This is a genomic window from Roseivirga sp. (assembly GCF_965216855.1).
Classification (GTDB): Bacteria; Bacteroidota; Bacteroidia; order Cytophagales; family Cyclobacteriaceae; genus Roseivirga.
Genome location: NZ_OZ244204.1, coordinates 2,075,372 through 2,093,244, shown reverse-complemented (window position 1 = coordinate 2,093,244; position 17,873 = coordinate 2,075,372). Strand labels below are relative to the sequence as shown.

The 17,873-nt window shown below is 42.0% G+C and carries 17 protein-coding genes; 12 read left to right on the top strand and 5 right to left on the bottom strand.

The features are described 5' to 3' along the window. The first annotated feature begins 133 nt into the window (after positions 1-133). The 6 genes from ACOOEY_RS09460 to ACOOEY_RS09435 all read left to right on the top strand — a co-directional run bounded on the left by ACOOEY_RS09460 (position 134) and on the right by ACOOEY_RS09435 (position 6,792). Complete coding sequence (locus ACOOEY_RS09460; protein ID WP_420388429.1) at positions 134-1,318, top strand: hypothetical protein; 1,185 nt, start codon at positions 134-136, stop codon at positions 1,316-1,318. Between the two features lie 122 nt (positions 1,319-1,440). Then, positions 1,441-2,217, top strand: a complete 777-nt coding sequence (argB, locus tag ACOOEY_RS09455; protein WP_420388428.1) for an acetylglutamate kinase — start codon at positions 1,441-1,443, stop codon at positions 2,215-2,217. A 190-nt stretch (positions 2,218-2,407) separates the two neighbouring features. Beyond that, on the top strand, positions 2,408-3,463 hold the full coding sequence (locus ACOOEY_RS09450; protein ID WP_420388427.1) for a M20 family metallo-hydrolase: 1,056 nt from the start codon (positions 2,408-2,410) through the stop codon (positions 3,461-3,463). A 42-nt stretch (positions 3,464-3,505) separates the two neighbouring features. Next, complete coding sequence (gene argH, locus ACOOEY_RS09445) at positions 3,506-4,837, top strand: argininosuccinate lyase (RefSeq protein WP_420388426.1); 1,332 nt, start codon at positions 3,506-3,508, stop codon at positions 4,835-4,837. Between the two features lie 43 nt (positions 4,838-4,880). Further along, positions 4,881-5,795, top strand: coding sequence for a hypothetical protein (locus ACOOEY_RS09440; protein ID WP_420388425.1), 915 nt, complete (start codon positions 4,881-4,883; stop codon positions 5,793-5,795). Positions 5,796-5,823: 28 nt separating this feature from the next. Continuing rightward, the gene (locus ACOOEY_RS09435; RefSeq protein ID WP_420388424.1) at positions 5,824-6,792 is read left to right on the top strand and encodes a M23 family metallopeptidase; all 969 of its coding nucleotides are present in this window, start codon (positions 5,824-5,826) and stop codon (positions 6,790-6,792) included. Here the strand turns inward: ACOOEY_RS09435 and ACOOEY_RS09430 are convergent. Genes ACOOEY_RS09430 through polX form a run of 3 tightly spaced genes read right to left on the bottom strand, consistent with a single transcriptional unit; the run spans position 6,789 to position 9,800 of the window. Continuing rightward, positions 6,789-7,058, bottom strand: a complete 270-nt coding sequence (locus ACOOEY_RS09430) for a hypothetical protein (protein WP_420388423.1) — start codon at positions 7,056-7,058, stop codon at positions 6,789-6,791. The two genes, ACOOEY_RS09435 and ACOOEY_RS09430, sit on opposite strands and share 4 nt — an antisense overlap. A gap of 23 nt (positions 7,059-7,081) precedes the next feature. Then, positions 7,082-8,095: a glycosyltransferase family 9 protein gene (locus ACOOEY_RS09425; protein ID WP_420388422.1), complete on the bottom strand. Its 1,014-nt coding sequence runs from the start codon at positions 8,093-8,095 to the stop codon at positions 7,082-7,084. Beyond that, complete coding sequence (gene polX, locus ACOOEY_RS09420) at positions 8,088-9,800, bottom strand: DNA polymerase/3'-5' exonuclease PolX (RefSeq protein ID WP_420388421.1); 1,713 nt, start codon at positions 9,798-9,800, stop codon at positions 8,088-8,090. The genes ACOOEY_RS09425 and polX overlap by 8 nt, the downstream gene beginning before the upstream one ends. Positions 9,801-9,899: 99 nt before the next feature. Here polX and ACOOEY_RS09415 point away from each other — a divergent pair, with 99 nt between their 5' ends. The 6 genes from ACOOEY_RS09415 to ACOOEY_RS09390 all read left to right on the top strand — a co-directional run bounded on the left by ACOOEY_RS09415 (position 9,900) and on the right by ACOOEY_RS09390 (position 15,841). Beyond that, complete coding sequence (locus tag ACOOEY_RS09415; RefSeq protein WP_420388420.1) at positions 9,900-10,310, top strand: EVE domain-containing protein; 411 nt, start codon at positions 9,900-9,902, stop codon at positions 10,308-10,310. Continuing rightward, the gene (locus tag ACOOEY_RS09410) at positions 10,307-11,869 is read left to right on the top strand and encodes a hypothetical protein (protein ID WP_420388419.1); all 1,563 of its coding nucleotides are present in this window, start codon (positions 10,307-10,309) and stop codon (positions 11,867-11,869) included. Before ACOOEY_RS09415 ends, ACOOEY_RS09410 begins: the two co-directional genes overlap by 4 nt. A 53-nt stretch (positions 11,870-11,922) precedes the next feature. Further along, positions 11,923-12,471: a bifunctional pyr operon transcriptional regulator/uracil phosphoribosyltransferase PyrR gene (gene pyrR, locus ACOOEY_RS09405; protein ID WP_420388418.1), complete on the top strand. Its 549-nt coding sequence runs from the start codon at positions 11,923-11,925 to the stop codon at positions 12,469-12,471. Next, entirely contained in the window at positions 12,471-13,397 is a 927-nt protein-coding gene (locus ACOOEY_RS09400; protein WP_420388417.1) for an aspartate carbamoyltransferase catalytic subunit, read from the top strand. Before pyrR ends, ACOOEY_RS09400 begins: the two co-directional genes overlap by 1 nt. A gap of 5 nt (positions 13,398-13,402) precedes the next feature. Continuing rightward, on the top strand, positions 13,403-14,383 hold the full coding sequence (locus ACOOEY_RS09395) for an alpha/beta hydrolase (RefSeq protein ID WP_420388416.1): 981 nt from the start codon (positions 13,403-13,405) through the stop codon (positions 14,381-14,383). 81 nt (positions 14,384-14,464) lie between these two features. Beyond that, positions 14,465-15,841 carry a pyridoxal-phosphate dependent enzyme gene (locus ACOOEY_RS09390; RefSeq protein ID WP_420388415.1) on the top strand — a complete coding sequence of 459 codons (1,377 nt, stop codon included), beginning with the start codon at positions 14,465-14,467 and terminating at the stop codon, positions 15,839-15,841. On the opposite strand, the gene ACOOEY_RS09385 is transcribed toward ACOOEY_RS09390, so the two are convergent. Together ACOOEY_RS09385 and ACOOEY_RS09380 are read right to left on the bottom strand one after the other, a co-directional pair. Beyond that, entirely contained in the window at positions 15,838-16,581 is a 744-nt protein-coding gene (locus tag ACOOEY_RS09385; protein WP_420388414.1) for a tryptophan-rich sensory protein, read from the bottom strand. The genes ACOOEY_RS09390 and ACOOEY_RS09385 overlap by 4 nt on opposite strands. Before the next feature lie 100 nt (positions 16,582-16,681). Beyond that, positions 16,682-17,794: a hypothetical protein gene (locus ACOOEY_RS09380; protein WP_420388413.1), complete on the bottom strand. Its 1,113-nt coding sequence runs from the start codon at positions 17,792-17,794 to the stop codon at positions 16,682-16,684. Positions 17,795-17,873 lie beyond the last annotated feature (79 nt).

The following is a 17,873-nucleotide window of genomic DNA, read 5'->3' as shown; positions in this document are numbered from 1 at the left end:
TCAGAAATGTGCGACCGAAGAATCTCCCAATTATTGCACCGTAACCAGGAGGTTCTTTGCTTCACCCGAATCCTCAGGATTCACTCTGAGTTATGTAACTTCAAACCAATAACCAACAATAAATACAACCATTATGAAAAAGATACTTTTTACAACACTCTTATTAACCCTAATTTGCTCAAACTCATTTGCTCAGTGGAGCACCAACGGAAGTAATATTTATTATTCAAGTGGCCCTGTTGGAATCGGTACCTCTAATCCATCCAGAGAATTGGCCGTCATAGGAAGTATTCATTCATCGAATATCTTAGGGAATATTGACACCAATATTGGACAACAATTAGAAAGAGGGTCTGCCAGCTTAACCACCCTAAGGTTTGATTCAGATGCTTGGAGGATTTATTCTGGGGGTACTGGTTCTTCAGGAGAGCTTTTAAGAATTACCGAGTCAGGAAATATAGGTATTGGCACACCCTCACCTTCGAACAAGTTGACGGTTAGAGCATCTAATGCATTGGAAGGGCTAAGAGTCGAATCATCTTTGGGCAAAGTAGCCTACCTTGGAAATCTAGGTAGTGCCTCAAATATTGACAGGGGTTTATTAGAATTATATGATCAGGGTAGTTCCTTAATCAGATTTGCAGCCGAATCAACTTCTGTTTCTTATATCAATGCCGGCAATGTTGGCATTGGCACTACTTCGCCTGCTGAAAAATTAACTGTCGATGGAAATATTTTGGTCTTCCACCCAGATAATCAATATTATAATTCTCCCTCAACTCTCACTCTTCTGAACAACGCCTTGGTTTTCAAGCACCAACATGGAAATAAAAATGCGGAAATCAGAGGAGCTATTTCTCCAGGAAAACATACAACAGGCCTGGTCTTTAGAACCAAGTCCAGCTATGATACAAATCTGGAGAATAGGATGATAATTCATCCTGATGGCAATGTTGGCATTGGAACCACATCACCCACTGAAAAACTCTCCGTTGACGGCACTATACTGGCCAAGAAAGTCAGAGTATCTGTTGCCGGAACAGACTGGCCAGACTATGTCTTCTCTCCCAACTTTAAACTGAGAAGCCTAGACGAGCTGGAGCAATTCATTCAACAAAATCAACATCTACCTGAAGTACCCTCTGCTAAGGAAGTAGAAGCTAATGGATTGGACCTGGGAGATATGGAAGCTACTTTACTCAAGAAAATTGAAGAGCTAACCTTATATGTCATCGAACAGAATAAGAGACTTGAGAATCTGGAGACTGAGAATAAGGAATTGAAGAAAGAGGTGGCAGGACTGAAAAAGCAAGATTAAGCGTCATTCAGAGAGAGAATCATCTTGATAAATTCAAAGATGATGCGACCGAAGAATCTCCCATTTAATAAGGAGATTCTTCGCTTCGTTACACTTCGCTCTGAATGACAGAAGGATATAAAATGAACAAACTAACCATAATCAAAATAGGTGGAAATGTGATCGATGATCCCAAGTCATTAGATCTGTTTCTTGCTGATTTTGCGAAAAGAACCGAACCTACCATTCTGGTGCATGGCGGTGGAAAGATTGCTACACAAATCGGTAATCAACTGGGAATTGAAGCCAGAATGGTGGATGGCCGGAGAATTACAGATGCTGAGACGCTCGATTTGGTGACTATGGTTTATGGTGGTTTGGTCAATAAGAAAATAGTGGCACAACTTCAGGCTAACGGCATCAATGCGATTGGGTTGACTGGTGCTGATGGAAACTCCATGCTGGCAAAGAAACGTCCGGTGAAAGAGATAGACTATGGCTTTGTAGGTGATGTGGTTCCGGAAGGGGTCAATATTAATTTGTTGGTAAGCCTCTTGAATCAGGGTATTCGCCCTGTTTTTTGTGCATTGACTCATGATGGCCAGGGGAATATGCTTAATACCAATGCAGATACTATTGCTTCAGTATTGGCGGTGGCGCTCAGTAAATCTTTTGATGTAGAGTTAGTCTATTGCTTCGAACAGCCGGGTGTTCTTTCAGATTTTGAGAGTAAAACGGTAATCCCGGTACTTGATCCCGACAATTACCACGAGTATAAAAATTCAGGTATAATCAACAGTGGCATGATTCCTAAATTGGATAATGCTTTTGACGCCCTAAATGCTGGGGTGGGACAGGTTAGAATTATTCATTTCTCAAGTCTTAATAATAATCAGTCCGGAACGATAATTCAATTATAAGATTTTGACGAGGCTGCTTTTCTAAGATAAGATGATAAAGATCCTTGGTTAAGTTATGGAGTCAACACTCAAAAACAAGGGAAGGAATTTTTCTATCCACCGTCAGTCAAATAACCAAAAACGATGAAAATTCAGTTGGCTAAATTAAAAGACAAATTTTTTCAACACCAAACACCTCAACTCAACTGATATGAATTTTGACACTCAGGCTATTGCCCTTCTGAAAGAACTAATAGAGATTAAATCCATTAGTAAAGAGGAAGAAAAAACGGCTAGTCACATCGAGCATTTTTTAAAAGACAAGGGTATTGAAGCCCAAAGAATTCAGAATAATGTATGGGCAAAGAACAAACACTTCAGTCCATCAAAACCAACTCTACTTCTTAACTCACATCATGATACAGTAAAGCCTAATGTGGGTTATAAAAATGATCCTTATCAGGCCATAGAGGCCGATGGTAAACTGTATGGTTTAGGAAGTAATGATGCAGGAGGTTGCCTGGTCTCTTTGCTTTCAACCTTTCTGCATTTTTATGATCAGGAGATACCTTATAACCTGATTTTTCTGGCTTCTGCTGAAGAAGAAATTTCCGGAAAAGAGGGAGTAGGCCTTGCTCTACAGGAATTGGGAGATATTGAGTTTGCCATTGTAGGTGAGCCAACTCTAATGCAAATGGCTGTGGCTGAGAAAGGACTTATGGTACTCGACTGTACAGTAAAAGGAAAGGCCGGCCATGCCGCCAGAAATGAAGGGGAGAATGCCATATATAAGGCCCTGCCTTCTATTGCCTGGTTTAAGAACTATCGTTTTGAGCGGGAATCAGAATGGCTGGGTCCAATTAAGATGACGGTAACACAAATCAGTGCAGGTACCCAGCATAATGTTGTTCCAGATACCTGTCACTTTGTGGTAGATGTGCGTACAACTGATACCATGACCAACTGGCAAGTACTTGAGCATATTGAGCATTCGGTAGACTGTGAAGTGGTTGCCCGTTCCACAAGGCTAAATCCTTCTTCAATATCAATAGAACATCCAATAATCAAAGCCGGAGAAAGTATGGGGCTCAAGAAATTTGGATCTCCTACACTCTCAGATCAGGCACTTATGCCTTTTCCAAGTTTGAAAATAGGTCCGGGTGATTCAGCCAGATCGCATACTGCAGATGAGTATATCTATACAAATGAGATCGAGGAAGGCATAGAATTGTATATTGAGTTATTAAATCGGTTTTTTAAAAATTAAGCTGAAGACTTACTTCATTCTTCAGTCCTTGAACTTCAACATATGAAACTCTGGAAGAAAGACATAGAGAGCTCAGTTAAGGTCGAGCAATTCACGGTAGGCAGAGACCTGGAATTTGATATTTTTCTTGCACCATTCGATGTGCAGGGCTCTCTTGCACACACCGCTATGTTGGAAGCCATCGGTTTGCTAACGAGGGAAGAAAAGGAGTCTATTCACAACGAGCTGAAGAGTATTTATAGCAGTATGGAAAAGGGAGAGTTTGAGATGATGGATGATGTTGAAGACATCCATTCTCAGATTGAATTTATGCTGACGGAAAAACTCGGAGATATAGGCAAAAAAATACACAGTGGAAGATCGCGCAACGATCAGGTTTTGGTTGACCTGAAACTCTTTATGCGTTCAGAGATCAAAGAACTGGTGGAGGGCACTAAAGGACTTTTTGACCGATTGACGACTCTGAGCGATACCTACCAAAATATACTGATGCCAGGTTATACGCACATGCAGGTAGCCATGCCCAGTTCGTTTGGAATGTGGTTTGGAGCTTATGCAGAGAGTCTGGTTGATGACCTCAACGCAATGCACTCTGCCTATAGCATGGTCAATAAAAATCCTTTGGGCTCTGGTGCTGGTTTTGGCTCTTCATTTCCTTTGAATCGTCAGCTCACTACAGATCTTTTAGGCTTTGATTCTATGCATTACAATGTGGTCAATGCCATGATGTCCCGCGGCAAGGCAGAGAAACAGTTGGCTAACGGAATGGCCGCTATTGCTTCTACATTAGGCAAGTTTTCTATGGACGTTTGCCTGTATATGGGGCAGGATTTTGGTTTCCTGACTTTCCCCGATGAACTAACAACGGGGTCGAGCATTATGCCTCACAAAAAGAATCCAGACGTATTCGAGCTGATTAGAGGAAAGTGCAATCGTATTGTGGCCCTACCAAACGACATTGCTATGTTACTGGCCAATTTACCCGTTGGTTATCACCGTGAAATGCAGTTGCTTAAAGAGCTGCTCTTTCCTGCTCTGGAAGATTTGAAAGCTTGTCTGGAAATGGCTGATTACATGTTGCAGCATATCAGGATTAACACGGAAATAGTCGATCAGGAGAAATACAATTACCTTTTCACTGTAGAGGAGGTGAATAGACTTGTTCTTTCAGGAGTACCTTTCCGCGAAGCTTATGTACAGGTAGGTCAGGCGGTTAATGCAGGCAAGTTTGAAGCGAAAAGAGAAGTAGAACATTCCCACGAAGGAAGTATTGGCAACCTGATGACAGTAGAAATCCGTAGTGCCATGGATGTTCAGTTGAACAAGTTTGATTTTAAATATTGGAAAAAGAAGATAAAAATGCTTGTTAGCTAACAGCTTTCATGTTATTATGTGTGTCATTTTAAGGTTAGAATCGATGCACAGAGTTCTCTTCATTCTATGTTGCTTCCTGTTTAGCGCTGAAATCATTGCCCAATCGAATATTGAGGTTAGCTATGATTTCGATCAGAAAACAGGTGATTATAAATTCACAGCTATTAATACCAGTCCTTCTTACATGACCATAGTGGTTGAGTTTAACAAACTGGTAGGCCTGACCTGCAATACTTCTCTGCCAGCGGTTAAAGTGGTTCCCCCCGGCAGGCATCGCCTTTTTGAGCTTGAAAAATCGGGAAGCGGAAATAGTGACTTCAATTATAAGTTTTATTACTGGACCGGATCGGCAAACCCTAAAATTGATGATGTGCTTTACACGTTTCCTGTCAGTAGTGGTTTGCAGGTTGAGGTGAGAGAAGTAGGCAGCATTAAGGAACTGGTAAAGGGTGAAGAAGATGAAGACTTCTATGCCCTGTCTTTTGACCTCATCGATGGAGATACCATAACAGCGGTCAGAAGAGGAGTTGTGGAGCAGATTGAACAAGGGAACCAGACAGACACCTTAACCTATACTTTTACCAGAAGCAGGAACTTTATGACCGTTAGACATGAAGACGGAACAGTTGCCCGCTACATGAATTTTAAGAACAATAGCGCCCAGGTGGAAAAGGGAGATGAAGTACTACCAGGGACTGCCCTGGCCGTAGCAACGCAAACCAGTACTGTAGGACATGCCAGACTCTTACTCGACATTACCTATTTGGCCATCGATACCAAAGTTTCCAGGAACTATAAAGATTGGGCAAAAGTCAAAAGCCTGATCCCTAAATTTGTTGCCGAAGGATTTGAGGGCTCCTTAAAATCTGGAGAAACTTATACCTCTGTGATTAACGATGAACTTATTACTCAGGAAATGAGCAAAAGGGAGAAAAAGAAATACCTCGGTTCGAAATAGATGGTTTGATTTTTGCTAAAAAGCAGACATGAAAAAAACTTACACAATACTTCTTTTACTGATCTCAGTGCTTATTCAGGGGCAAACCATTACTTCCCAAAACAAACTGATCCAGCAAGGTTCGGGCTTTTATGACCCTCAGGGAGGAGGCTTTAGGAATGAAGACTTTCCATTAAATCTGGAATTGTTTAGAAGTCAAACCAGGTTGTGGCGCCTTAAAAATAGTACCGGGAAAACGCTCTCAATTATTATAGACTTTGAAAAACTCATAGGAGCTACAGCCACAGAAAGACTTCCTTATATTAAAACTGTCGGGCCTGGTGTTCATACTCTATTTGAACTCAAATCAACCGGAACAACCACTTTTGATTATAGCTATCTGTTCTATTACACCGAAAGCATACTGGTTACAGAGCCTGCAGATTTTGATTATTTGCTTCCCGTAGATGAGAGTGAAGAAGTCACGTTAATTTCCTATAACTATGATGCAGATGAACCCTACGTTTCTCCAATCAAGTATGCAGATGGCGTTTCTCAGTTTTATGGCCTTGAGTTTAAACCTGAAAACAGTAAAAACATTACAGCTATTCGTGGAGGGGTTGTTGAATTCGCAGAGTCAACCTTACCCGAAAGTCGGTTAAAAAACAGAATTCGCATTCGGCATGCAGATGGTACCGTGGCTGACTACCTGGGTTTTGCTAATCAAGGGTTGATGGTGAAAGAAGGAGATGTAGTGTTACCAGGTCAGAAAATTGGTGAACTGGATTATGAGAATCGCCTCTTCATTTCACTGTCTTATCAAACCGTTACGGTCGATCGTCTAAAGCCTCATAATGACTGGCTTAAAACAGTGTTTTTCAGACCAACATTTCAGACCAATCGTTTGAAAGGACAGCTAAAAATCGGTTATACCTATATTTCTAATCATTCCGAAGATTTGGTTACCCAGGAGATGAGTAGAAAGGAAAGGAAGAGATTTTTGGCAGAAAGCAATTAGATCAACTCCAACCCAAACACAGCCAGGGCATACATAGCGGAAATAACCAGTACAAGTTGACTGGTTTTCCTTGTGTGAGGTTTGATGCCCATCGTTCTGATGATCTTCACATTGATGGACATGGAAACCAGGACTAAGGCCAGTGATACACCAAACAATGCCTGAGGTTTGCTGAATTCAAACCAGCCCTGACCCGCTCCGGTTTCCAACACGAGGGATACCAGAATGAGAAGAATAGAAATGGTTTGTAAAGATTTATGTTTCATGCTGTTTTCTTCAAGGAGTATGACTATGGTAGCCAGAAGTCAAAAATGATTTCATTCATACACTTAAAATGACCTTTAGGGCATTTTTTATAGCCGATTTTTGAACATGGTCGGCAACTTAATCCCTTCTTTTCAAGAATAGTGAATTTAGTTCTGTAGGGATACATACCAAATTCAGGAATGGTATTGCCCCATATAGAGAAGATGTTCTTCTTCAGAGCGGCTGCAATATGCATCATGCCGGTATCGTGCGTGAATACATAAGTTGCCTGCTTTAAGACAGAAGCACTTTGGTTGATAGAGAATTTACCACAACCATTATAGATCAGTGCTTTTTTACCCAGGTCGTCCAAAGGCTGTTTGAAATCTTCCGTTTCATGTTTGCGATCAAAGAAGTCAGCAATCTTTTCCCCATTCTCCGCATCTTCCTTACCTCCCAACAGGATAATCGGCTTGTTGATTTTGTCGCAAAGCTCAATCATTCGGTCTAGTGGCAATTTCTTCGTTTCATGGTTTCCCCCAATAGCAAATGCCACAAACTCTTTTCTGTGTGTTTCTGGCAGCCAATCCTTTTCTACTTCATCCTTTTCAGGAATAAAATAGTCCAGCCCTAAAGCATCTGCTTTCACTCCCAAAGGCTTAGCTGCCTCCAGATAGCGGTCTACAATATGAATGTTAGGGAGCTTGTCTACTTTAAGGTTCACAATCAGCCACTTCTCCCAGTTCAATTTAGGAAAGGCAGCATGATCAGTTTTTAAGCCTGACTTTATTCTTCGGGTACGTAGGTTGTTGTGCAGGTCGACAACAAAATCGAACTTTTCCTGCTTGAGCTCATGGGTGAGCCCTTTCAGGTTACCATCCAACAAATGAAATTTGTCTATGTAGGGGTTGGCTTCCAGAACACTGTGATACTGCTTTTTGGTAGCATAGTGTACTTCTACATCATCCATCTGCGTTTTGATCGCGCGAATGACCGGAGTCGTCAGTACTATATCTCCTATAGAGGAGAAACGAATGATCAGAATTTTTTTAGGCATGTGCTGGAGCGGAAGCCCTTTTCTCTGCGAAATGTTTTTCTATAGCGTCTTTACTAAGTGCATTAAAGGTCATGTCAGCAGTCAATCCACCTTTCCGTCCGGTGAGCAAACCATACTTCATGTGATGATATCCGTTCATTTCGTGAGCATCGGGGTTAATTGATAGCATAACTCCCTGCTCCAAAGCATAGTTCACCCATCTCCAGTCGAGATCAAGGCGCCATGGGTTAGCATTGATTTCAATGACTACGTTATGCTTGGCACAGTGATCGATGACGGCTTTATGGTCAATCGGGTAACCGGCTCTCCTCAATAAAAGGCGTCCGGTCGGATGACCCAATATATTGGTATATGGGTTTTCTATCGCTGTGAGAAGACGTTGAGTGGCTTTCTGTTTGTTCATATTCAACACAGAGTGTACAGAGGCTACTGTGAAGTCGAAGCTGCTCAATACATCGTCATCATAATCCAGCCTCCCATCATTCAGGATGTCAGACTCAATGCCTTTGAAAATCCTGAATGGGGCGAGCTCTTCATTCAGTTGGTCGATTTCCTTATGTTGTTCAGCCACTCTATCCTCATTCAGGCCATTGGCGTAGAAGGCTGATTTACTGTGGTCACAAATGCCCAGGTATTCATAACCTAATTCTTTGCAGTACTCAGCCATTTGTCTGAGGCTGTGCTTGCCATCGCTGTAGGTGGAGTGATTGTGAAGAATGCCTTTCAGGTCGCTCATTTCTACCAGTTTCGGCAGGTTATTACCTTTGGATAATTCTATTTCGAAACTACCTTCCCTCAATTCCGGAGCTACATAGGCCATATTTAATGAGCCATATAATTCTTCTTCAGATTTATACTCGGCACTGTAGGCCATGTCACGAAGCGACTTGTCATTGGCAATGGGGATGGAGATATGAAGCTGATTACCGGTTTGAAGAAATTGCTCACGGACAAAGTCTTCCGGTTGACAGAAAATGAGTTCAATTACAATTTTGTGCTCCTTGTACAAACCTCGCCAAACTATCGGACCGCTTTGTTCTAAAAGCTGCGTGAATGCATCCTGTGCATTCAACTCATCTTCCAGTGCATCGAAGTCACTGGCCCCGACCAGTATCTCAATACTGTCTGCAACTTCAAGTTTTCTACGCATGGCACCGGTAACCTCAGCTCGATCTACCTGTTTGAAATCATTGAGAAGGTCAATGATTTCTTCGGCAATTGACTCTGCATCGGCATAATGAAGCTTATTGGCATTGGCTTCTTTGAATTCAAGTGCATCGATAATGGTCTGCTGTGTCTTTTCTCCGAAGCCTTTGAGGTTGGCTACTAAACCTGAGTTGGCTGCTTCTTTGAGCTCATGACCACTTTCTATCCCTAGTTCCTTCCAAAGCACCTTGATCTTTTTCGGGCCAATCCCTTTCATGTCGAGCAACTCAACGATTCCTTCAGGAGTGTTTTCCAGTAAATCATTCAAAGCATCAGAGCTACCCTTTTGTGCAATTTCCCTGATACTGGCTGCAATACCTTTTCCAACACCTTGTAAGCCTTCCAGTTCAGAGAGGCTCATAGAGGCCAAATCAAGGTCAGATTTGTCTAATTGAAAAACTGCATTTTGATAGCCTCTGATTTTGAAACTGTTTTCATCGTGAAGCTCCATAAGTGCAGCCTGTAGCTTGAGTTGTTTAAGTATTGTCGAGTTATCCAATTGACTTGCTTTTGTTAATGAGAGATGATAATTCTTGCTTTTTTAGGCCGGAAAGACTAATTATTGTCTAACTGAATGCAAAGTTAAAAATAAGTGATTATGAACTATTGGTTGATAAAATCTGAGCCAAATACCTACTCTTATGACGATCTGGTGAAATTAGGTCGTGATCATTGGGACGGAGTGAGAAACTATCAGGCCAGAAATAACCTCAAATCAATGGTTCCAGGAGACCTTGCACTTTTCTACCATAGCGTGAACGAAAAGGCTGTTGTAGGCATTGCTGAATGCGTTAGTGAGTACTATCCTGATCCGACAATAGATGATGATCGTTGGGTGGTGGTTGACTTTGTTCCTAAACAAAAGTTGAAGAACCCTATTACCCTGGAAGAGATTAAGAAAACAGATTTGCTATCGGATATGGTGTTGCTAAAGAATTCGAGATTGTCTGTTCAGCCTGTTAGAAAAGAAGAATTTGATCTGATCATTAAAATGTCTGAGAGTAAATGAAAAAGCTACTTCTCATTTTCTGGTTGTTCGGCTCTGTGGCATCTTTTGCCCAGATTGAGCATATATCCAGATATGAAATTGAACATGACTGGGACAATTTAGATTATGTGGTGATTTCGAATGAGGAGAAGGGTGTTCTGGTAATTCAACCACAGTATAGTGGTAGTTCTAATCGCTACCCGATCGTTTTTCACCACCTGGATAAGAATCTTGAATTCCAGTGGGCAGATACTCTTTCAGTCAATAAGCGACTACAGTTACGCGGCTATCACTATGCGGGAGACAAGACTATCCTGCTTTTTCAGAATGTGCAGCAAAACCGTTTGATTAAGATTGTTTCGGTTAATCTCAACGAAGAGCAGTTACTAGAGTATGAACCTAAAAGTATTGTAGACCTTCAGATTGAGGAGTTCGAAGTAGTGCAAGACCATGCCATTATTGGCGGTTATATTCAGGACAGGCCTGCGGTCTTTGCCTATGACCTCACCAATGATAAGGTGAGGACCTTATCCAATGTATTTCAGAACAGGTCGGAACTGGTTGAGGTCCGAGTGAACTATGATAGCCTGACCTTCAACGTACTGTCCTCGGTGGAGAATGCCCAAAAGGACAGAACCATTGTGGTTAATACCTATGATTATGCCGGTAATGCCATCCGCAGTTATCAACTGAACACGGCAAAGGATCATCAGCTCCTTAGCGGAGTATCATCATCTATCATTGATCGGGAGCAAGTAGTTGTTGGGCTTTACTGTATCAAGGCTGGTACCTTCCCAAGTGGTATGTATATCAATCATGTTGATAGGACGGGGAAGCAAAATATGAAATACGTGAGCTTTGGTGAGTTCTCTACCTTTTTGAATCACAATGGAGAACGTAAAGCGGAAAAGCTTAAGGAGAAAGCTCTGGAAGCCAAGAACAGTTCAAAAATATGGAGGTATAAGATTGATGCCTTATTCTCCGAAATGGTCGAGACTGAAGATCGTCTGTTGTTGATGGGTGAGTTCTATAAGCCCAATCAGATGAGTACTCAGGATTATATGAGAGCTAAGTATGGATTGAACGATTATAACAATGATGTAGATAACTACCGCAATGGTAATTATCGGTGGAACCCAATTGGTACGGCTAATTCATTCAGGAATGATGAAACAAGATTCACCCATGCTTTTGCCTTGGCTATGGACTTAAAGGGCAATATGCTTTGGGACTCAAGTATGGAAATTGAAGAAGATCAACCCATGCCACTTAATAACTTTGGGGCTTTCGAAACAAAAGGAGATCAGGTTTACTACAGCTACTATTTTGATGAGGAACTCTTTGGTAAGCTGCTCTACGAAGAGCCGGGAGAACGTTTGATGGACGTGCTTCAATTGATGTCTGAAGAAGAAAAACTCAGGTATGAGAAAGAAGAATACCAGGGTGTGGTCGGCTGGTACGATAATAAATTCCTTGTTTTTGGGGTTCAGAATATTCGCGGAGCGGAAGGGACAGAGAATAGAAGAGTATTTTTTCTGAATGCCATTGCAGTGAATAATACCGGAGATACTTCTCACTAAATGTTTAATGCTGCTTCCGAGAGCAATTCCTTTTACTATATTTGTATCCTGAAATGCAAAAAAGGCTTCTTTTAGGTCACCCTCAGTTAGCCATCACTATTGGCCGTCTCTGTCAGCAACTGATAGAAAACCATCAAAATTTCGAAAATACTGTATTGCTGGGGCTTCAACCCAGAGGGATTTTTCTGGCCGAAAGAATCAAAGAAAGACTTACAGAATTTACTAACTCCAAAATTCAACTGGGTTATCTCGATGCTACATTCTACAGAGATGACTTCAGAAGAAGAGATACACCCGTACGTGCAAATGAGACTAAAATCGACTTTCTGATTGAAGGAAAGAAGGTGATTCTCATCGATGACGTATTCTACACAGGCCGTACTGTGCGGGCTGCGCTGGATGCTATGCATGCATTTGGCAGACCAAGCAAGGTAGAGCTGCTGGTACTGGTGAGGAGAAGGTATTCCAGCCAACTGCCAATTTTCCCTGACTACATTGGTAAACAGGTAAATACCATCGACAGCCAAAGGGTATTGGTAGAGTGGGAACACCAAAAAGGTGTTGAAGAAGACAATGTGTGGCTAATCAATAAAGAAGACTAATGGATAAACTGAGCACTAAACATCTTCTGGGGATAAAGGATCTTACGCGGGAAGATATAGAGCTCATTTTTCAGACTGCTGAAGAATTTAAGGATGTAATTAACCGTCCGATTAAGAAAGTGCCTTCACTTCGTGATATCACCATTGCGAATGTGTTCTTCGAAAACTCTACCCGTACCAAACTGTCGTTTGAGTTAGCGGAGAAAAGACTTTCTGCTGATGTGGTGAACTTCTCGAGTAGTAGCAGTTCTGTAAAGAAAGGAGAAACCTTACTGGATACGGTCAATAATATCCTCTCCATGAAGGTCGATATGATTGTCATGAGACATTCAAGTCCTGGTGCTCCACACTTCTTATCCAGGCATATTCAGGCCAATATTGTCAATGCCGGAGATGGTACTCATGAGCATCCGACACAAGCATTACTCGATACTTTTTCGATTCGGGAAAAGCTAGGCGATGTGGCAGGCAAGAAAGTGGCCATTATCGGTGACATACTTCACTCAAGAGTGGCCCTGTCTAATATTTTTGCCTTGCAGAAGCTGGGAGCAGACGTGATGGTTTGCGGGCCTATTACCCTGTTACCTAAATATATCGATACGCTGGGCATTAAGGTGGAACTCGATGTTCGTAAAGCACTGGAATGGTGTGATGTTGCCAATATTCTGAGAATTCAGCTGGAAAGGCAGCATATTAAGTATTTCCCTTCTCTAAGAGAATATTCACTCTATTATGGAGTCAACAAAAAGTTGCTTGATTCCCTCAATAAAGAAATTACCATAATGCACCCGGGGCCAATCAACAGAGGTGTTGAATTGAGCAGTGATGTGGCAGACTCAGATCACGCCATTATTCTAGATCAGGTAGAAAACGGAGTGGCTGTGAGAATGGCTGTTCTTTATCTACTCGCTTCAGTTTCTAAATAAGCATCATGAAAAAGTTTCTGAGAATACTGGCCATCAGCATCTTGTTGATCGCGTTGGCCTTTTATTTTGTAGGAATCCCTCACTTTGTCGGACTCATTACAGACTACGACCGATATACTTTCGAATTTGTGACCAGCGATCCGCAGAGGGTAGCTGACTATGGCATTGGGGACAATAGGAACCCAGCAGATTATGGCTTCAGTAATTATGAGGAGGTAGATTATCAAACATTGACTGATGGATTGTCTCTGAACGGATGGTATGTGCCCTCCAGCAAAGAAGGGATCAACCAAACGTTGATGATCAATCACGGTAGAACCTCCAACCGACTGAAAACCATGAAATACCTTGAATTGATCAAGGCACAGGGATTGGATTCGCTGTTCAATATTTTCATTCCGGACCTGCGTAACTCCGGAAAGTCTGAAGAGGCATCAACAGCCTTAGGCTACGAATTCGCAGAAGATATAGTGGGCAGTATGAAGATGCTGAATGAAAAGTATGGACAAACAGACTTTGTGCTTTGGGGCTTCTCAATGGGAGCTATGGCCAGTGCGGTGGCAGTCAACCGTCCCGATTTGGTGCAATATCAGAATGAGCATGGACTTAAGGTACATAAACTCATTTTGGATAGCCCATTGAGCAATATCAAGGAGACAGCCAGAGAAGGGGCTAAAGGTATGGGTATTCCGAACTTTATTTTCAACATGGCCTGGAGCAAATTTGATCAGAAGATTGAAGGCTGGAGCGATCAAATGAAATTTTCGTTTCTGCTCTCTAATAATAAATTACCTGTGCTGATTTTATATACAGACACTGATGAGCAAACCCCTGCTTCCATATTGGAAGCCGAAATAGAAGGAGAAATGAATGTTTACCCCGTACTATTTAAAGGTTGTAAGCACGTTCAGCTATACACAAGGCCGGAGTACAAGGATCGGTACACCAGTCGTGTCAATACTTTTTTACGCACAGATGATCTTTAAGTAATCAAAGCTTGATTTTCGACAGAGGCTAATAAACGTTAGTTTTGCAGCCGCTATTATAGAACAGGAAATTATACTCAAATGAAATACTATAACTCAATCATTGATACCATTGGAGATACTCCACTGGTTAAACTTAATTCGGTTAATAAAGGCATCCCCGGAACAATATTGGTGAAGGTGGAATACTTTAACCCCGGGAATTCTATGAAAGATAGAATGGCCCTTAAAATGATTGAGGATGCTGAGGCTGCCGGTCACCTGAAGCCGGGGGGGACTATTATCGAAGGAACGTCCGGGAATACAGGAATGGGCCTGGCTTTAGCGGCTATTTCTAAAGGGTATAAATGTATTTTCACTTTGGCCGATAAACAGTCTCAGGAGAAAATAGATATCCTTAAGGCCGTTGGTGCTGAAGTAATCGTCTGCCCTACCAATGTGGAGCCTGATGACCCAAGGTCTTACTATTCTGTAGCAAAAAAGCTAAACAAGGATATCCCCAATTCATTTTATCCGAATCAGTACGATAACCTTTCCAATGCTCTGGCTCATTATGAGACAACGGGGCCTGAAATATGGAGAGACACCGAAGGAAAAATCACGCACTGGGCTGCAGGTGTAGGAACGGGAGGCTCTATGTGTGGAACAGCGAAATACCTGAAGGAACAAAATCCGGAGGTTGTTTCAGTAGGAATAGATACTTATGGATCTGTATTTAAAAAATATAAAGAAACCGGAGTCTTCGATGAGAAGGAGATTTATCCTTACCTGACTGAAGGTATAGGTGAAGACATTCTTCCTAAGAACGTAGATTTCGATCTGATCGATCATTTTGTAAAGGTGACTGACAAAGATGGTGCTATCATGACCAGAAGACTGGCTCGTGAAGAAGGCATGTTCTGTGGTTGGTCATGTGGTTCTGCTGTGGCTGGAGCTTTAGAGTATGCCAGGGAAATCCTCAAAGAAGATGACGTGATGGTAATCATTCTACCTGATCATGGTACACGATACCTGGGCAAAATCTATAATGATGACTGGATGAAAGCCAGAGGTTTTATAGAAGACAGAGCTTTTAGTTCCGCTGCTGATGTCATTGCGCATCAGAATGGAAATGGTAGCTTAACCACCATTGAAAAGTCAGCAACTGTTGCTGAAGCCATCAAGCTGATGACTTCTAATAGCATTTCTCAACTTCCTGTAAAAGAAGGCAATGATTTTGTAGGTAGTCTGATTGACTCTAAACTGCTGGCACAGATGATTGAAGATCCTGATCTGAAGAATAAACCGGTATCTGAGGTAATGGACCCATCGTTCCAGTTCGTATCTCCAGATAACACGCTGGATGTACTTTCTTCAGTAATTACAAAAGACAATCCTGCAGTACTGGTAAGAGATGACAACAATGAGGTACACATCCTCACGCGTCATGATTTGCTAAGCGCCATGACCAGCAACTAGGCGGAGAGTTTAGTTCTGTTGACATAATCCTGATAAACAGATAGAACAAATAGCAATGCACAGCTGATTACGGCTACCCATTGTATTGTTATTTGTTCTCCCCATTGTTTAACGGCTATGGCCGCCAGTGCCCATACACCCACGTAACCGGCATAGGCCAACCGTCTTTTCAGTATAAGGAAGATATAAATGGCTGAGGCCACTAGTATTATGGTTATGGCCCAGTTTGATTCTGAAAGGAGTGATACCCAATTGATTTTGGCCAGATAGGCACTAATGTTGGCTGCCAGGGCAACGGTTATCCATCCGGTGTAGATGGAAACAGGCCACCATGCCCAAACGGATTGCTTTCTGAACCCAATTTGAAGAGCAACGGTCAGCTTTAGCAGACTAAAGAGAATCAGTATCATGGCCAATATGCTTAGTCTGGTTAGTTCATATAGCCACAGCAATACCCATATACAATTGGCAATATTCGCGAGGCTGAGCCATGTAGCCATAGGTCTAACCATAGGGTCTTTGCTGTTGAATAGCTGGAAAACAGCATTGCCAATCAGCCCTATATAAATGAAACCCCAAATGGCGAAAGCGTAGCCTGCCGGAGTGAATAAGTTAGTGTACTCATTACTCAGGCTACCCATGGTATTGCCGTTGATGGCTCCTGTGTTAGAATAGTAGGATAGAAAAATAGTGGTGGCAACTACTATGGCGTTGAACCAGGCAAATGAGCGGTTATTCATGATAAAAAAGAAACTCCTTTACCTGAAGGTTGTTTAGATCCAGGGGCAGGAAAAAGAAAGGAGGCTGTATCAAATATAAGTTTTTGATACAGCCTCCAAATTAAATTCTCGTGTCTCGGTAGAGCTGCCGTATTTGACCTAGGGCCTGATCGTAAATGCGATCTATAAACCCGGTAAAGAGCTCTTGAGGTGTTGGAGGAGGTATTTCTTTTTGCTTAGACATGCGAATCTCATCTTTGGTCAATGCACGTTCATCACCATTAAATGATGCCCATTCGTATTGCCAGATATCTTCTCCTCCCATCTTACGGTGGATTAATACCTGATTACTGTAAGCATCTCTGATTTCGAAATTCAGTATTCCGGTCGAAGCCAGTGTTTTTCTGTAGGTAGTGAAATCCGCTTTTACTGTCCCGAAAACATCATGTGAAACACCGTCCTCGTCTTTGTACTGTCCAACCACTACACTATCTCTTTTGATTTCCTTGGTTTTAGATTCTACCAATGTCTGGCCTAAAACGAAATCATCGAATTCCATGCTGAGTATATGGTCTGGTTCTATGTCGTAAGCATCAATATCTCCCTGAGAGAAAAACTGAACAAAGCGATCTCTGCTAAAGCCATCCAGGAACTCAAACATTCTGTTGGCAAAGTACTCATTGGTCAATTCCAGGCTTCTGGAGTGAACAGGGATTGGTTCAACCAAAACGCGTACAGTTCCCATGTTTCTCGCTTCGGTTAATAAACTGTCAATGCCCTGGATTGCATTATTGAATCGAAGGGCTCTTTCAAAGTGACCAAAAGCGATTCTGCCTGCTTCAATGGTATTCAGCTGCATGGCCTGATTACCAAGGTCTACCTGAACACTGGCTGCTTGCTGAGCAGCATCTTCCTGTTCTTCAAGGTATTCCTTAGGGTTTACCAGATCTAAACAAGCAGGACATCTTTGAATGTCATTGTAATATCTGTTTAAGGCAGCGTACTCGTTGAAAACACTTTCCCATTTCAAAAGGTCCGTGCTTCGGTTGAGCTGCTGAATTCTTCTGAGGTGGTATTGCGAAGCCACCTTGTAGCCATCAACCAAAACATCCTGAGCTTTTTTGTTGGAAGGGTTTGACTGTAAACGGTTCACCGCTCTATCCAGAGCTGTTTCATAATCACCTTTATCGAAGGCATTTTTTCCTGTGGCGCAGCCTATTAAAATCAACGCCATGAACCCTATCATTAATGGTTTGTATAAAGTGTTCATAAGCTTTAATGTTTGGTTGAAAATGAGCTAGTCTAAAATAGTG

Bases quoted from the DNA above. Each gene is read 5' to 3' on its own strand.
- ACOOEY_RS09425 (WP_420388422.1), bottom strand. From the start codon at position 8,095: ATGCCTAAAAAAATTCTGATCATTCGTTTCTCCTCTATAGGAGATATA.
- ACOOEY_RS09385 (WP_420388414.1), bottom strand. From the start codon at position 16,581: ATGAATAACCGCTCATTTGCCTGGTTCAACGCCATAGTAGTTGCCACC.
- ACOOEY_RS09400 (WP_420388417.1), top strand. From the start codon at position 12,471: ATGGATAAACTGAGCACTAAACATCTTCTGGGGATAAAGGATCTTACG.
- ACOOEY_RS09380 (WP_420388413.1), bottom strand. From the start codon at position 17,794: ATGGCGTTGATTTTAATAGGCTGCGCCACAGGAAAAAATGCCTTCGAT.
- ACOOEY_RS09410 (WP_420388419.1), top strand. From the start codon at position 10,307: ATGAAAAAGCTACTTCTCATTTTCTGGTTGTTCGGCTCTGTGGCATCT.
- argH (WP_420388426.1), top strand. From the start codon at position 3,506: ATGAAACTCTGGAAGAAAGACATAGAGAGCTCAGTTAAGGTCGAGCAA.
- ACOOEY_RS09440 (WP_420388425.1), top strand. From the start codon at position 4,881: ATGCACAGAGTTCTCTTCATTCTATGTTGCTTCCTGTTTAGCGCTGAA.
- ACOOEY_RS09430 (WP_420388423.1), bottom strand. From the start codon at position 7,058: ATGAAACATAAATCTTTACAAACCATTTCTATTCTTCTCATTCTGGTA.
- ACOOEY_RS09460 (WP_420388429.1), top strand. From the start codon at position 134: ATGAAAAAGATACTTTTTACAACACTCTTATTAACCCTAATTTGCTCA.
- ACOOEY_RS09450 (WP_420388427.1), top strand. From the start codon at position 2,408: ATGAATTTTGACACTCAGGCTATTGCCCTTCTGAAAGAACTAATAGAG.
- ACOOEY_RS09395 (WP_420388416.1), top strand. From the start codon at position 13,403: ATGAAAAAGTTTCTGAGAATACTGGCCATCAGCATCTTGTTGATCGCG.
- argB (WP_420388428.1), top strand. From the start codon at position 1,441: ATGAACAAACTAACCATAATCAAAATAGGTGGAAATGTGATCGATGAT.
- ACOOEY_RS09390 (WP_420388415.1), top strand. From the start codon at position 14,465: ATGAAATACTATAACTCAATCATTGATACCATTGGAGATACTCCACTG.
- ACOOEY_RS09415 (WP_420388420.1), top strand. From the start codon at position 9,900: ATGAACTATTGGTTGATAAAATCTGAGCCAAATACCTACTCTTATGAC.
- pyrR (WP_420388418.1), top strand. From the start codon at position 11,923: ATGCAAAAAAGGCTTCTTTTAGGTCACCCTCAGTTAGCCATCACTATT.
- ACOOEY_RS09435 (WP_420388424.1), top strand. From the start codon at position 5,824: ATGAAAAAAACTTACACAATACTTCTTTTACTGATCTCAGTGCTTATT.